This window comes from Acidithiobacillus sp., from assembly GCF_023255755.1.
Lineage (GTDB): Bacteria > Pseudomonadota > Gammaproteobacteria > Acidithiobacillales > Acidithiobacillaceae > Acidithiobacillus.
Map to the genome: position 1 here is coordinate 1 of NZ_JAGDVS010000197.1, position 13805 is coordinate 13805.

A 13805-nucleotide genomic window follows, 5' to 3' on the forward strand; every position below is an offset into this window, starting at 1 on the left:
GATCTGGTGCTGGACTGCACAGACAACTTCAGCAGCCGCCACGCCATCAACCGCGCCTGCCGTAACGCTGGCAAACCTCTGGTCAGTGCTGCGGCCATCCGCTGGGAAGGGCAACTCGCCGTCTTTGATTTTCGTGTGCCGGAAAGCGCCTGCTATGCCTGTCTCTACCCGGACGGCGTAGAGGACACCGGAGATACCTGCTCACGTAGCGGCGTCCTTGGCCCGCTCCTCGGCGTACTCGGCAGTATGCAGGCGGCAGAAGCCATCCGCCTGCTCTGCACGGGCCATTCCCCGCTGGCCGGGCAGCTCCTGCTGGTGGATGCGCAAAGCTGGCAGTGGCGGCAGATCACCCTGCGCCGCGACCCGGCCTGTGGCGTCTGCGCGTGAAGCGCCTGAAACTGCCACGCACCCTGGCCAACGCCCTGCTTGCAGACCTGCAATCCGGTGTTGGCGAAGGACTTATCGGCGCTATCGCCGACGTGCCCGTCTCCGTCTATCCCTGTCCGCCGGCGAACTTTGCCGCAACACTCGCGTTGATCCGGTCCCGTGGCGAAACATCTTTCGCACATTACGCTCACGCCGCCGCGCCCATCGCGGATATCGTCCCCACCGGCACGCCCTATCAGATATTACTGGCTGCGGACATCAAAGGGGTGATCCTCCTCCGCGCCTTCACCTGCGCGGGTGATGGCGCGCCCTGGCAGGAACTCGACATTGAGCTCGACCATGACTGACACTTCAGAGTTTTCCGTGACGTCTTTCAACATTCAGGTGGGCATCGGCTCCCATCGCGCCCGGCACATGTTCCTGCACGGCTGGAAATATGTGATGCCGCACGGCCAGAGTCTGCGCAACCTGGAGCGGATCGCCATGATTTTGGAGGAAACCGACATCGCCGGACTCAACGAGGTCGATGCCGGCTCTTTTCGCAGCCAGTATGTCAATCAGGCGGGTTTTCTCGCTGACCGCGCCCATTTCCCTTACTGGGCGCAACAACGTACCCGTGACTTTGGCGACTTCGCCCAGCACAGCAACGGCATTCTCTCGCGCTGGCCCATTGAAGAGACCATAGCGCATTCCCTGCCGAGCTTTATGAAAGGGCGCGGCATGCTGGAAAACCGGCTCAATGTTGGAGGAAGAGCCCTGACAGTGATCATCACCCACCTCGGCCTCAGCCGTCATGCGCGCCTCAGTCAGATACGCGATCTCGCCCAACGTCTGCGCGGACGCCCGAATCTCATTCTCATGGGCGACCTGAACTGCACGGCACGCTCCCCGGAAATACGCCTGCTCCTCAACGAAAGTGGGCTGCAGGCGCCGCCCTGGAGCCCGCCCACCTTTCCCAGTTGGTCACCACGCTTTTCCTTCGATCACATCCTCTGCAGCCCTGACCTGGAATTTACGGCGATTGAAACCGTCACCGAACCGCTCTCCGATCACCTTGCACTCAAGGCAAAACTGCGCTGGGGCTCGGTGACAGCGGCAGATGCAAAGCCCCAGTGACGGTAAAAGGTATCCGCATATCGAGCATGCCGGCCACCAGATAACCTTTGACGGTATAGGGGAGCCCAGCCCTGGCGCTGACACTGCCGAGATCCCCCAGCAATGTCAGAAAATTGCCCGTGACCGGTATGTTCACCGTGACACTGCCGTAGGCGGGCACATCGACCGGCTTATCCAGCAATCCGTAGGCCACCTGCCGATCCTGCACATACAGACGCGCCTCTCCCGCCTTGGCATGGAGCGCACTGTCATTGGGGTTGCTGACCTTGAGCGCCAGCAAAAACGTCTGCGAGACCAGCCCCACCGACTCCGGCTGGATACTCAGCAACTGTACCTCCGGATGGTTCACAGGAAACGCGCTGCAGGCGCTGAGCGGCAGCGCGACCAGCAGCAGCGTGGGCCAGCGCCGAAACCGTTGGGTGAAGCCGGAACTTCGTGCAACAATAGCCATCCGTGTGCTCCTGCAAACGCCATTCGCCGAGTATAACCTAAGGAATGACCGAGAAAAGCCCAGACCCGCGCATGACGGGAAGTAACGCACAGCAACCGAACTGGGAACGCGACGGCCAGACGCTGCGCCTCAGCGGGCGCTGGACCCTGCGGCGTCTCGGCGGCAATTTTGCAGCGCAAGAAGCGGCGCTGCGGAACATAAGTCCGGAAACACTGTGGGACCTCACCGCTATCGAGGCCCTCGACAGCGCCGGGGCACTCCTGCTCTGGCAGGCCTGGGGCAGCCAATTGCCGGAAAAGATCCGGATGGAGGACCAGCAACACAGCATTTTCGCCCGTCTGGCGCAGATTCAGCCGATTACCCCTCCACCCCTGCGCCCCTGGCACGTTCTTGATCAACTTGGTGCATTCCTGATCGAAACGGGACGTGACCTCTGGGGACTTTTTCTGCTCCTGGGCGCCCTTTTGCTGGAGTTCGGGCGCGGACTGCGCCACCCGCGCAGCTTTCCGTGGCGCGAAATCTCCGCCACTATCGTCAATACCGGTCCGAACTCACTGCCCATCCTTACCCTGATCGGCTTCCTCATCGGCGTGGTGATTTCTTTTCAGTCGGCCTCGACACTCGCCCAATACGGCGCCAATATTTACATCGTCAACATTGCCGGCCTGAGCATCCTGCGTGAGTTCGGGCCGTTGATTACCGCGATCATTCTTTCGGGGCGTTCCGGCTCCGCGTTCACCGCACAAATTGGCGGCATGTGTGTAACCGAAGAACTGGACGCCCTGCGCACTTTCGGTATCCCCCCGATCCGCCGCCTGATCCTGCCCAAGGTCATTGCCCTGGCGCTGGTCATGCCACTGCTCGTCCTCTGGACCGACATGGTGGGACTCTACGGGGCCATGCTCGTAGCCAAAGTGGAGCTCGGCATCGGCACCACTTTCTTCATCCAACAAATGCCCGTCGCGGTCCCCAGTTTTAACCTGTGGCTGGGCATTGCCAAAGGGGCGATCTTCGGCGTCCTTATTGCGTGGATCGCGGGCTTTCATGGCCTCAAGGTAAAGCCCAACACCACTAGCCTGAGCCGGGAAACTACGAACTCAGTAGTCATGTCCATCACCCTGGTTATCCTCATCGATGCCATCCTTGCCCTGGTCTTTTCCAATACGGGAATCAGCAATTGATACCCCGCCCCGACGCCATCATCCTGACCGATATCGCCACCCGGTTCGGAACCCATTGGATTCAGCGGCACCTTGATCTGACCATACGTTGCGGCGAGATACTCGCCATCGTTGGTGGCAGCGGTACCGGCAAAACCACGCTGCTGCGCGCCATGATGGGCCTCGTCCCCATCGCCGAAGGGCAGATGACCATTCTTGGCGAAAATCCGCAAGCGCTCAATCTGCGCGAACAGATTGCCCTGCGCCAGCGCTGGGGAGTGCTTTTTCAGCAAGGTGCCCTGTTCAGCGCCCTGACGGTTTTTGAAAACATCGCCTTTCCGCTGCACGAGTGGGGCCACTTGACCCGCGCCGAAATCAACAATCTGGTGGCCCTGAAGCTGCAAATGGTGGGTCTGAAGCCCAGTGACGCATGGAAATTACCCGCGGAATTATCGGGCGGAATGACCAAACGAGTCGCTCTCGCCCGTGCGCTGGCGATGGAGGCGGAGATTCTCTTTCTCGATGAACCCACCTCCGGGCTCGACCCCATCGCCGCCGCCGAATTTGACGCCCTGCTCCGCCAGGTCCACGGCGACATCGGTTTCACCGTTGTTATGGTCAGCCATGACCTCGACAGCCTTGCCGCCACCGCGGACCGCGTCGCCGTGCTCGCCGACGGCAAGGTGCTGACGGTGGGGCCGCTTACCGAGATTCAACAGGTGGACCACCCTTACATCCGTGAGTTCTTCCACGGGGAACGCGGCGAACGCCTGCTGACCGGTCTCCGTGCCAGCGGCAAATGTTAAGCGCCGACACCTGATTTCAATCTGCTGCGGGAACCACCTCCCTGTTCCCCCAACGCCATCCGATCCGGTTCGGCAGCCCCAATTGATCCAGAATCCTCGCCACAATAAAATCCACCAGGTCTTCGATTTTTTGTGGACGATGGTAAAAGCCTGGGCTTGCTGGCAAAATCCGCACCCCCATTCGCGCCAGCGTCAGCATATTTTCCAGATGAATCGTGGAGATGGGACTTTCACGGGGCACCAAAATGAGTTTCAGGCCTTCCTTCAGCATCACGTCCGCGGCGCGCTCGATCAGATTCTCGGACAGCCCGTGGGCAATGGCCGCCAGCGTTCCTCCGGAACAGGGACAAACCACCATGGCCTGCGCTGCGTTGGAGCCTGAGGCCACCGGAGAAAACCAATCATCCTGGGCATAAACGGACAACAAATCCGGCTCGACACCGAACCGTTCATTGAGAAAACGGGTCACAGCCTCTGCCGCAGCCGGGAGTTCCAGATCCAGTTCTTCACGGCAAACAATCCGCGCCGCGTCCGATATCAGCAGATGGACACGCACCCCGGCGGTCAGCAGCACCTCCACCAGCCGCATCCCATAGGCCGCCCCGGAAGCGCCGGTAATGGCTACACAAATCCGGTCCTGCCGTCGCCAATCTTCCATTGCTGCTCCTTGAGCCGGATTGAATCCGGGGTTACGGTTCTGCCGATGAATCCCGGCGAATGAGGCATTCCAACAAGCGTCCATGAATCCCGCCGAAGGCGCCATTGCTCATAATGAGCACCTGGTCCCCTGCACGCAACTCGGCCTCCAGCGCCCGCAGGAGTGCATCCATATCCGCGTAAACCTGCGCGGCAGAACCCAGTGCGGTCGCCACATCCCAACCGACATCCGCGGGGGCATAGACAAACGCCCGATCCGCACCCTGTAAGCTCTGTCCCAGCGTCTGCCGGTGCACACCCATCTTCATGGTATTGGAGCGCGGCTCCAGCACCGCCACCAAGCGTCCCTTCTCTCCCGCCATCCGCCCACGCAGGGCCGCAATAGTAGCCGCAATGGCCGTGGGGTGATGGGCGAAATCGTCATACACCGCCACGCCGGCGGCTTTACCCCGCAGTTCCAGGCGCCGCCGCACCCCTTGAAAGCGCTGCAAAGCTGCGCAACCAACCGCCAGCGGCACCCCGGCATGACGCGCCGCCAGCAAGGCCGCCAGCGCATTCTCGGCATTGAAGGCTCCGGCCATGTCCCAACTGACGCGCCCGCGCTCCACGCCCCGCTCCAGCACGCTAAAACGGCAGCCATCCGCAGTAGCGAGCCGCACCTGCCACTCACTTTCTCCGGCAAAGCGTTGCAGCGGCGTCCAGCAACCGCGCTCCAGCACCTGTTTCAGTGCCGGTGCCGCAGCATTCATGATGATCGCGCCCGTGCCCGGCACCGTGCGCAGCAGATGGTGGAACTGGGTGATGATCGCCTCCAGATCCGGGAATATATCGGCATGGTCGTATTCCAGGTTATTGAGAATCAGCGACCGCGGGTGATAGTGCACGAATTTGGAGCGTTTATCGAAAAAGGCCGTATCATACTCATCCGCCTCAATCACAAAAAAAGGGCTGTCCGTCAGCCTCGCCGACACCCCAAAGTTACGCGCTTCACCGCCGATGAGAAAACCCGGATTGAGCCCCGCTTCCTGCAATATCCAGGTCAGGATGGAGGTCGTCGTGGTTTTGCCGTGGGTACCCGCCACCGCCAACACCCAGCGACTTTGCAGAATCTCCCGGGACAACCAGGCGGGGCCGGAGTCATAGGGGATCTGCCGGTCCAGCACAGCCTCCACGCAGGGGTTACCCCGCGACAGGGCATTGCCGATGAGTACCAGGTCGGGGACAGGATTCAGTTGGGCAGGATCATAGCCCTCATGGACCGTAATCCCTTCGCGGGCCAGCAGATCACTCATGGGCGGATAGGTATGGGCATCCGAACCTGTTACCTGATGCCCCGCCGCCCGCGCCAGCAGCGCGATGCCCCCCATGAAAGTCCCGCAGACGCCGAGGACGTGGATATGCATGGAGCGCCAGGCCTAGTGCATGGTGCTGCGCGCCGGTGCGCCGAGACGCTGATCCAACGCCTGATTGGCCAGTTCATAGAGCGCGTTGAATTTTTCCAGGAGCTCCTGATAACGGGTCATCATTTCCGTCTCCTCGGCCAGCACCGGATGATCGTCCAGAGAGCGCGCCAGCATATCTCGCGCCATACCCAGGCGTTCCACCACCTCAAAATAGGCCCAGCCGTCCGGCGGCTGGGCGCTGGCCGCCGCGATTTCCTGCTGGTAGTACCAGACCAGGGCCGCCCGCGTCACCGCCTGCGCCGCCGTCATCTCATCCGCCTCGGTCAATTGCCATTCGTGGCTGACTGGCTCCTGCCAGTCCATATAGACGTGCCAGCGCTGGCCGTTCTCATCCACCACAAACTCCAGGCGCACCCCTACCCCCTGATCGCCCAGGCGGGCAATCAGGCGCTCCGCCTCGTCCCAGTCTTCCGCATAGTCGGGCAGCACACCGCCGGGCACCGCACCCATGACCAGACGTTCCACCGTCTCGACAAATTCCGCGTCGAGGGGTGCGGTACGCGCATATTCCAAGGCGTCGTTGCTACTCAAAAAAGAGACCGTCCACAGGGCTGCTGGCGCTGGCGTACAGCTTGCGCGGCATGCGTCCCGCCAAAAAAGCCTTGCGCCCTGCCTCCACCCCTAAACGCATCGCCTCGGCCATGAGAATGGGGTCTTTGGCGGCAGCAATGGCGGTATTCAACAAAACGCCATCGCAACCTAGCTCCAGCGCCACTGCCACGTCGGACGCCGTGCCCACGCCCGCATCCACCAGAATCGGTACTGTCGCCTGCTCCAGAATGATGCGCAGATTGTAAGGATTGCGAATACCCAGACCGGAACCGATGGGCGCCGCCAGCGGCATCACCGCCACACAGCCCATCTCCGCAAAGGCCTTGCAGGCCACCGGATCATCCACGCTGTAGACCATCACCTCGAAACCCTCGGCGATGAGGGTCCTGGCGGCCTCGTAGGTCTGCCGCATATCCGGGTACAGGGTCTGGGGGTCACCGATGACCTCCAGCTTGACCAGTTTCCAGTCGCCCAGTTCCCTCGCCAGACGGCAGGTGCGCACCGCGTCCTCTGCCGTATAGCAACCCGCCGTGTTCGGCAGGATGGTAAAACGGTCCGCTGGCAGGAACTCCAGCAGATTGGGTTCGTCTTTACTCTGCCCCAAATTCACCCGGCGCAGTGCCACCGTAACAATCTCCGCGCCAGCCGCATCAATGGCCGCCCGCGTCTCGGCAAAATCCTTATATTTTCCCGTACCCACCAGCAGGCGGGACTGGTACGCCCGCCCCGCAATCACCAAAGGATCTTTACGCATCGTGTTTATCTTTCGCCTCAAAAAAAAAAGGGGTTAGTGCAAGGCGATCAGCCGCCACCTACCGCCTGGATGATCTCCAGGCGGTCACCGGCCGCCAGCGTCACTGCGGCGTGCGTGCTGCGTGGCACAATTTCACCATTGCATTCAACGGCCACACGACGCTCCGCCCAGCCGAACTCCGCCAGCAACGTCAGGACCGTCATCTGCTCCGGCACCTCACGGGGCGCACCATTTACCAGAATTTGCATGGTAACGATGCTAGAACCTCACCGGGGGAGCGTCAAGCAAATGCCATCCTGACGTGATCTAGAATTTTATCATTAATTGTTGTTAAACTGGGCGCGGCATGGTTCGTGTTCGCAAGAGAAGGTGACGCATGGAAAAGTCAGATAATCTATATGGACGAAAGCGGCGCAGATTGGCCACTGCCCGTGCCGTTTTGGCGGCAGGCCTGGGCTTGGGCGGAATCGCCGTAGCCTTCGCCTTCGGCGGCGAGTTTCCCTCGAAGGTTCCAGTCCCGGCAGACAATCCGATGACACCCGCAAAAATCTCTCTCGGTAAGCAGTTGTTTTTTGATCCCCGGCTATCCCTTACCGGTGACGTGTCCTGTCAAACCTGTCACGACGTAATGAGCAACGGCAGCGACAGCTTGCCACTTGCGTTCGGCGTACTGGGCCGAGTAGACACCCCTCGCCATCCGCCATCGGTCTTTAATGCCGCTTTCAATACCGTGCAGTTCTGGGATGGACGCGCCAATAGCCTGGAGGCCCAGGCCAAAGGCCCCATCCTCAACCCCGTGGAGATGGGAATGCCCAATGCGGCGGACGTGGTCAAACGCCTGCAGGAAATACCGGGCTATCGCGAAGAATTTCGCAAGGTATTCGGCGACAAGGATCCTATCACCTTCGACCACATTGCACAGGCCATCGCCACTTATGAACGTACCCTGGTGACGCCAGACAGTCCGTATGACCGTTACGTCAAAGGCGACAAAACGGCCATTAGTAGTGATGCTCAGGCAGGTATCAACATAATCCGGTCGTTTGGATGTGAGGCGTGCCACGCTGGCCCGATGTTCGACAACCCTGGTACGCCCATGGGAACCGGATGGTTCCAGAAATTCCCGGTGCAGCCACACAATCCGGTCTGTGCCAAATACGTACAGAAATATCATCTCACGGACGACCTGGGTCGTTTCGACGTGACCCACAATCCGGCGGACAAGCATTTTTTCAAGGTGCCCAGTTGGCGCAATGTTGCCTTACAAGCGCCTTATTTCCAAAACGGCTCCGTGCGTACCCTGCAAACCGCGGTACGGGTCATGGCTGCCTGTCAGTTAGGCCAGACGCTCACGGATAAGCAAGTGACCGATATCGTTTCGTTTTTGGACAGCCTCACTGGCAAATTTCCAAAGGAGACCATGCCACGCCTTCCGGAAACGCCAAACACCACCATTATGATGGATGTTTCGCAGTTGCAAAAAACGGCGGAGAAAACGGAGAAGAAGTAAATTTGACCCGGTACTGGGTAAATCTCCCCCAGGCACTCCAGCAGGTCCTGCTCCCTTTTGCCGGAGCAATCCTCTCAGTGCACCGCCCTGTCAGGCTTGGGGGACGTTTCCTGGGTTTCAAACATGATCCCGGAGACGCCACCCACCCGCAACGCATCAAAGATTTTTTCCAGTATTTCTGCGCGCGTTTCACCCAGCGCTCTCCATGAGATCTGCAATGCGCCAAAATGCTGCTGTGCGTCGTATAACTCCAGAGTCAGTTCTTCCATCATGCCGTCTGTGAGTTTGGCCAGGATGTGCTGTGGTTTCCGCGAGAAATTCGCTGCGTTCTCGATAAAATCGACGAGCATGAGGTCCTGATACTCCTGCGCGCCCTCACGGACGGCAAAGGCAAAGCGGCCAGGGATGCCTAAAGCATTGCTCCGGGTCGCCAACCCCAGCACTTCCTGATCGACATGGTCGGACCATTGCCCAAAGCGCTCCAGATACTCCCCCACATCCAGTTGCCAGGCCAGGCAAGGTCCTGGAAGCTGTGCGGGATAGGTGATGGTACCGATAAAACAGATATAGGGCGGTACACTTTGTGGCGCCTGCGGGCTACCCAGCATTTCCGCTACCAGACGGTGGTCCATGCCCATCTGGCGGTGCAAGCGGAAAATGTCCACCGGGTCCATATTCAGTAAACGTCCGCCATCCACGGGGACCGGATAAAAAGTGACGGTCGCACTCTCGCAGACGAGGCCGTAGCGGACGAGCGCGGCGGCGGCCTCGTCGGCAGAAAATCCGGCGATCTGGTCCGGCTCCAGAATGGGAATGGCAAAGAGGGTGGTCACTTCACCGGTCTCGCTCAAAAACATCTCCGCGCGCTCTTTGGCGAACTCCCAGAAATCCGCCTCCGCCTCGATATCCTGTTCGACCAGTTCATAGGATACTGCCTGGAGGGTTTCGTCATCCTCCTCTACCAGAAGCACATCTATCGCATCGCCCAGTGCCGACAGCAGGGCGTGATCGCCGTCGATGAAGCATTGGGCGGCTAAACGTGTCAGTGCGCTGGCCTGGGGTGAGACGGTATTGCTGGTGTTAGTACGTGGCACTGTTTTCTCCTGTTATTGGTATACCGTAATGCGTGAGACGAATGGCCTCAGCATGCGATTCTGCTCTCTTACGGCTCTGGTGGGTCAGGGATTCTCTTTATGAACCAGATGCCTACCATATGGCTATGACAAAATGATACGTGGCTGGATAATGTTTGGATAAAAAATAACGGCACTCAGAAAAAATTCCTAAGTGCCTGTTTTATTTGGCTCTGGCGAGAGAAATCGAACCACTGACCCACTGACCCACTGACCCACTGATTATAAATCTCAAAGTCGGGCTTTTACGCTGCTTTATCCATCCTAACGACCATTGACCTATCATAACATTTAGCAGAATGCGACCTTTGCCGACATTCACCGATTTACCTCTAAAAGGTTGGCGCTGGGTTAGCCCGGAATTGCGCCAGCGGGTCCATCACAATGTCCCAAAAGGGGCACGTCATGACCGAAAAATGCAGTTCACTAAGACGCGTATCATGTCACTAGAGCCGGTCCCCGGCAAGCGGATCACCGTCTATGACGAAGGCCAGAAGGGATTGTGCATCCGCGTTACCCCGCTGCCAAGACGTTCTATTGCGTCCGCAAGGTGGAGGGGCGCGTGGAGTAGGTACACATAGGAGACGCCGAGACGGTCAAATGAAGAAATTGCCCGGCCATCGCAAAAGTGCTATGTCGTGAAATGGACCACAGAGACACTTGACCAGCGTTCAGAACTGAAAGAGCAATGGATGAAAAATCCCGCGTTCAAGGCAGAATACGACGCGCTGGAAGATGAATTCAGCCTTGCCCGCGAATTGATCGAGGCCCGGACCCGCGCTGGACTGTCGCAAGCGGAATTAGCGCAACGCATGGGCACCACACAATCCGCTATTGCCCGCCTGGAAAGTGGCAAGGCCCGCGCCGTCTGGGAAATTGCAGGTGGCGGCTCTGGCATCCACTGGCCGGAGATCGACGAGGACTTGAGCACCGAGGGACTGCTAAGGCGCGCACCAGCACCGCGAGGGGTGGCATAATCCTACATATTACCGAGGCAAAAGCTTTCCCCAGCTGTTACGTCTCGCAATAATTGAGGAGCCATGTCCCGAATATAAAACGTATGGCGTATGGCCGTATTGCGCCTGTAGGGTAGGAAAATGAAGAAAATAGCAAAATTATAGGGCAACAATTGGTAAAACCACCCAAAAAATGGTGTTTTCGAAAAACCATGGGCGGAAATGGACGGCAGTCCGAAACTAAAACCGACGGGCTGCTAGCTTAATGATGCCTGGCTATGCATACTCACCACCATGAGTTCAAGCTGCTGGCCCACCGTAGACTAAACTCTGATAAGAGCTTCCGACGATCCTTGCTGCGGCGGAAGAAGCACGAACTGGAGCGCGATCTGTTGCTCACTTTCTGGCTGCTGTCTTGGCCTTACGGGGGAAGCCGATGATCAAAATCCGCAAGAGTGAAGAGCGCGGGCATGCCAACCACGGCTGGCTCGATAGCTACCACACGTTCTCGTTTGCCGAGTACCGTGATCCAAATCATGTGCAGTTCGGCAGCCTGCGTGTCATTAACGAAGATCGCGTGCAGCCAGGCCAAGGTTTCGGTACGCATGGGCACCGCGACATGGAAATCGTCAGTTACGTGCTGGAGGGCGCGCTGAAACACAGCGACAGCATGGGGAACGGTTCGATCATCCGTTCTGGCGATGTGCAGCGAATGAGCGCAGGAACCGGTGTTACCCATAGCGAGTACAACGCGTCACAAAGCGAGCTGGTACATTTTCTCCAGATTTGGATCCTGCCCAAGACTATCGGATTAGCTCCAAGCTATGAGCAGAAGTATTTTCCCATCAATGATAAACGCAACCGGCTGTGTCTTCTGGTGTCTCCAGACGGACACGACGGTTCAGTCACCGTACATCAGGATATCCGCATCTACTCGAGTGTGCTGGAAAAAAGCAGCAGCATGACTCACACGTTGGCACCCGGTCGACGGGCTTACGTGCAGTTAACTTCGGGCGTTGCTGAAGTCAACGGTCACCTCCTCCATGCCGGCGATGGTGCGCGCACCACTGATGAATCGTCAATCTTATTGACAGGGGCGCCTGAAGCAGAAGTCCTGGTCTTTGATATAGCCTGAGCGCGACCGGCGTCGTTGCTCACCAAAGGATTGTTCACCTCAACAAAGCAATTGGAGGCGTACAGATGAGCCAGAGTAAAGTCATGGGTGCGAAAGTTCAAATTTCAAAGAATGGCCCATATATTGTTTCTGGAGATGTTCCGCTAAGCAAGGAGATCATCGGCATAAACGCATCCGGAGAATCAATAAAGTGGGAGCAGGGACAGAAATACCCTTCCCAGGAACAGTATGCATTGTGCCGTTGTGGCCACAGCAGGAACAAGCCATTTTGCGATGGCTCACATTTAAAAGCCGACTTTGATGGTACTGAAGCTGCGAATCGCCAATCTTATATTGATCAGGCCAAAACTTTACGAGGCCCGAATCTGTCATTGACGGATGTTGAGAGTTTGTGCGCTTTTGCACGCTTCTGTGATCCACACGGACAGGTATGGGGTCTGGTCTATGAAACGGATGACCCGCTGAAAAGCAGGCATTTCGTCAACCAGACCTGTGACTGCCCATCGGGGCGACTGGTGGCCTGGGACAACAACACCGGTAAACCGATTGAGCCGGAATATGAGCCATCCATAGCACTGATTGAAGACCCCTCCAAGGCGTGTTCCGGACCCGCGTGGTTGCGCGGTGGAGTGCAATTGATCGGAGCCGATGGTTTCGAGTACGAAGTGCGCAACCGAATGACCCTGTGCCGTTGCGGTGCTTCTCAGAACAAGCCTTTCTGCGACGGCACACATGTGTCGACCGGATTTAATGATGAAACCTAAGTCTATAGTGATGATTCATCAAATGAGGAGCAACGCCAATGTCGCGTTTTCCTCGCAAAATCTTTGCATACGCTGTTCACACCGCGGCCGCCAGCATGGGCTCATATTCTGCTTTTTAGTCACCCTGACTATGGTTTCGTCCATATGGCAGAGATACCCTCGGGAAGGTGGATCGTTTTGTGGGTCAATGACAGATTACGCTGCAAAGGGGCCTTTTGGGGACATGCGCCCGGGATGATAATTCATTATCAGCGAACAACACCGGATATTTGTGCCGCCAATTCCGGCAGCGCCGTCTGTACGGTATCCCAAACCACGTCGAGATTGATGTCGAAGTAACCATGGGCGATGCGGTTGCGCATTCCGCGCATGCTTCGCCAAGGTATTTCTGAGTGGTCTTCCGCAAACTCTGGGTATATGTCCATCACTTTAGTTGCGGCCTCACCGATGATGATGAGATTCATAATAACGGCTTGCTGGGTGCGCTTGTCATTTATGAAATCGATTTTACCCAGACCTTCCACAAAGCTACAAGCATTAGTCGCCGCTTGTTTTATATGATCAAGGTAGTCGGGAAGTCGGTTCTCGCTCATACCGGCCGCGCTTCCTCAAGCACGTTGGCGCGGAACTTCAGCGGCAAATCTGCGGGGGTCAGCAGATCGACGTGGACGCCAAGCAAAGACTCAAGTTCGCATTGTAAGCCACCTAGATCGAACAACGTTGCACCTGGCAGCGCATCAACCAGTAGATCGAGGTCGCTGCCGTCTTCATCGGTACCACGTATTGCCGAGCCAAACACACGCGGATTCGTTGTGGGAAAGCGGCTTACGGCTTCACGCACAGCATTGCGATGAAGTTCAAACGCGAGCGATGGGCGCATAGCATCTCTCCGATCCTCAATATAATCAGGGCATTTCGAATAACAAAAATTTCACGACTTGAGAATGGAATATTCCCCTTT

General features: G+C 57.8%; 18 protein-coding genes. 9 read left to right on the top strand and 9 right to left on the bottom strand.

Annotated features, from left to right (window positions below):
- From Q0C48_RS14015 to Q0C48_RS14025, 3 genes are all read left to right on the top strand, one after another.
- The coding region (locus Q0C48_RS14015) for a ThiF family adenylyltransferase (protein WP_291525394.1) at window positions 1-387 on the top strand (387 nt) is incomplete at its 5' end.
- On the top strand, window positions 384-734 hold the full coding sequence (locus tag Q0C48_RS14020) for a hypothetical protein (protein WP_291525396.1): 351 nt from the start codon (window positions 384-386) through the stop codon (window positions 732-734). The genes Q0C48_RS14015 and Q0C48_RS14020, both read left to right, overlap by 4 nt.
- Window positions 727-1503 carry an endonuclease/exonuclease/phosphatase family protein gene (locus Q0C48_RS14025; protein WP_291525398.1) on the top strand — a complete coding sequence of 259 codons (777 nt, stop codon included), beginning with the start codon at window positions 727-729 and terminating at the stop codon, window positions 1501-1503. The genes Q0C48_RS14020 and Q0C48_RS14025 overlap by 8 nt, the downstream gene beginning before the upstream one ends.
- On the opposite strand, the gene Q0C48_RS14030 is transcribed toward Q0C48_RS14025, so the two are convergent.
- The gene (locus Q0C48_RS14030) at window positions 1448-1954 is read right to left on the bottom strand and encodes an LEA type 2 family protein (protein WP_291525400.1); all 507 of its coding nucleotides are present in this window, start codon (window positions 1952-1954) and stop codon (window positions 1448-1450) included. The genes Q0C48_RS14025 and Q0C48_RS14030 overlap by 56 nt on opposite strands.
- Before the next feature lie 71 nt (window positions 1955-2025).
- Here Q0C48_RS14030 and Q0C48_RS14035 point away from each other — a divergent pair, with 71 nt between their 5' ends.
- Both Q0C48_RS14035 and Q0C48_RS14040 read left to right on the top strand, forming a co-directional pair.
- On the top strand, window positions 2026-3135 hold the full coding sequence (locus Q0C48_RS14035) for an ABC transporter permease (RefSeq protein ID WP_291525402.1): 1110 nt from the start codon (window positions 2026-2028) through the stop codon (window positions 3133-3135).
- Complete coding sequence (locus Q0C48_RS14040; RefSeq protein ID WP_291525405.1) at window positions 3132-3920, top strand: ATP-binding cassette domain-containing protein; 789 nt, start codon at window positions 3132-3134, stop codon at window positions 3918-3920. The genes Q0C48_RS14035 and Q0C48_RS14040 overlap by 4 nt, the downstream gene beginning before the upstream one ends.
- A gap of 16 nt (window positions 3921-3936) precedes the next feature.
- Here Q0C48_RS14040 and Q0C48_RS14045 read toward each other — a convergent pair whose 3' ends face one another.
- The 5 genes from Q0C48_RS14045 to thiS are packed head-to-tail and all read right to left on the bottom strand — an operon-like array spanning window position 3937 to window position 7594.
- Window positions 3937-4578, bottom strand: a complete 642-nt coding sequence (locus tag Q0C48_RS14045) for a flavin prenyltransferase UbiX (protein WP_291508055.1) — start codon at window positions 4576-4578, stop codon at window positions 3937-3939.
- 31 nt (window positions 4579-4609) lie between these two features.
- Window positions 4610-5980 (bottom strand): UDP-N-acetylmuramate:L-alanyl-gamma-D-glutamyl-meso-diaminopimelate ligase, encoded by a 1371-nt coding sequence (gene mpl, locus Q0C48_RS14050; protein ID WP_291525407.1) that lies wholly within the window; start codon window positions 5978-5980, stop codon window positions 4610-4612.
- Between the two features lie 12 nt (window positions 5981-5992).
- Window positions 5993-6571, bottom strand: coding sequence for a hypothetical protein (locus Q0C48_RS14055; protein ID WP_291525409.1), 579 nt, complete (start codon window positions 6569-6571; stop codon window positions 5993-5995).
- Entirely contained in the window at window positions 6564-7346 is a 783-nt protein-coding gene (locus tag Q0C48_RS14060) for a thiazole synthase (RefSeq protein WP_291525411.1), read from the bottom strand. Before Q0C48_RS14060 ends, Q0C48_RS14055 begins: the two co-directional genes overlap by 8 nt.
- A 47-nt stretch (window positions 7347-7393) precedes the next feature.
- On the bottom strand, window positions 7394-7594 hold the full coding sequence (gene thiS / locus Q0C48_RS14065; protein WP_291525413.1) for a sulfur carrier protein ThiS: 201 nt from the start codon (window positions 7592-7594) through the stop codon (window positions 7394-7396).
- A 128-nt stretch (window positions 7595-7722) separates the two neighbouring features.
- Here thiS and Q0C48_RS14070 point away from each other — a divergent pair, with 128 nt between their 5' ends.
- On the top strand, window positions 7723-8856 hold the full coding sequence (locus tag Q0C48_RS14070) for a cytochrome c peroxidase (protein WP_291525414.1): 1134 nt from the start codon (window positions 7723-7725) through the stop codon (window positions 8854-8856).
- 74 nt (window positions 8857-8930) lie between these two features.
- Here Q0C48_RS14070 and Q0C48_RS14075 read toward each other — a convergent pair whose 3' ends face one another.
- Window positions 8931-9950, bottom strand: coding sequence for a hypothetical protein (locus Q0C48_RS14075; RefSeq protein WP_291525416.1), 1020 nt, complete (start codon window positions 9948-9950; stop codon window positions 8931-8933).
- A gap of 731 nt (window positions 9951-10681) precedes the next feature.
- Here Q0C48_RS14075 and Q0C48_RS14080 point away from each other — a divergent pair.
- From Q0C48_RS14080 to Q0C48_RS14090, 3 genes are all read left to right on the top strand, one after another.
- A complete protein-coding gene (locus Q0C48_RS14080) occupies window positions 10682-10966 on the top strand; it encodes a DUF2442 domain-containing protein (protein ID WP_291525418.1) in 285 nt (94 codons plus the stop codon).
- Between the two features lie 415 nt (window positions 10967-11381).
- On the top strand, window positions 11382-12080 hold the full coding sequence (locus Q0C48_RS14085) for a pirin family protein (RefSeq protein ID WP_291525420.1): 699 nt from the start codon (window positions 11382-11384) through the stop codon (window positions 12078-12080).
- A 65-nt stretch (window positions 12081-12145) separates the two neighbouring features.
- Entirely contained in the window at window positions 12146-12844 is a 699-nt protein-coding gene (locus Q0C48_RS14090; protein ID WP_291525423.1) for a CDGSH iron-sulfur domain-containing protein, read from the top strand.
- A gap of 248 nt (window positions 12845-13092) precedes the next feature.
- Here Q0C48_RS14090 and Q0C48_RS14095 read toward each other — a convergent pair whose 3' ends face one another.
- Both Q0C48_RS14095 and Q0C48_RS14100 read right to left on the bottom strand, forming a co-directional pair.
- Window positions 13093-13437, bottom strand: a complete 345-nt coding sequence (locus Q0C48_RS14095; protein WP_291525426.1) for a DUF86 domain-containing protein — start codon at window positions 13435-13437, stop codon at window positions 13093-13095.
- Window positions 13434-13724 carry a nucleotidyltransferase family protein gene (locus tag Q0C48_RS14100; RefSeq protein ID WP_291525427.1) on the bottom strand — a complete coding sequence of 97 codons (291 nt, stop codon included), beginning with the start codon at window positions 13722-13724 and terminating at the stop codon, window positions 13434-13436. Before Q0C48_RS14100 ends, Q0C48_RS14095 begins: the two co-directional genes overlap by 4 nt.
- Between the last annotated feature and the right edge of the window lie 81 nt (window positions 13725-13805).

Coding starts and splice junctions, on each gene's coding strand:
- Q0C48_RS14025 (WP_291525398.1), top strand. CDS start 727: ATGACTGACACTTCAGAGTTTTCCGTGACGTCTTTCAACATTCAGGTG.
- Q0C48_RS14030 (WP_291525400.1), bottom strand. CDS start 1,954: ATGGCTATTGTTGCACGAAGTTCCGGCTTCACCCAACGGTTTCGGCGC.
- Q0C48_RS14035 (WP_291525402.1), top strand. CDS start 2,026: ATGACGGGAAGTAACGCACAGCAACCGAACTGGGAACGCGACGGCCAG.
- Q0C48_RS14045 (WP_291508055.1), bottom strand. CDS start 4,578: ATGGAAGATTGGCGACGGCAGGACCGGATTTGTGTAGCCATTACCGGC.
- mpl (WP_291525407.1), bottom strand. CDS start 5,980: ATGCATATCCACGTCCTCGGCGTCTGCGGGACTTTCATGGGGGGCATC.
- Q0C48_RS14060 (WP_291525411.1), bottom strand. CDS start 7,346: ATGCGTAAAGATCCTTTGGTGATTGCGGGGCGGGCGTACCAGTCCCGC.
- thiS (WP_291525413.1), bottom strand. CDS start 7,594: ATGCAAATTCTGGTAAATGGTGCGCCCCGTGAGGTGCCGGAGCAGATG.
- Q0C48_RS14070 (WP_291525414.1), top strand. CDS start 7,723: ATGGAAAAGTCAGATAATCTATATGGACGAAAGCGGCGCAGATTGGCC.
- Q0C48_RS14080 (WP_291525418.1), top strand. CDS start 10,682: ATGAAAAATCCCGCGTTCAAGGCAGAATACGACGCGCTGGAAGATGAA.
- Q0C48_RS14085 (WP_291525420.1), top strand. CDS start 11,382: ATGATCAAAATCCGCAAGAGTGAAGAGCGCGGGCATGCCAACCACGGC.
- Q0C48_RS14090 (WP_291525423.1), top strand. CDS start 12,146: ATGAGCCAGAGTAAAGTCATGGGTGCGAAAGTTCAAATTTCAAAGAAT.
- Q0C48_RS14095 (WP_291525426.1), bottom strand. CDS start 13,437: ATGAGCGAGAACCGACTTCCCGACTACCTTGATCATATAAAACAAGCG.
- Q0C48_RS14100 (WP_291525427.1), bottom strand. CDS start 13,724: ATGCGCCCATCGCTCGCGTTTGAACTTCATCGCAATGCTGTGCGTGAA.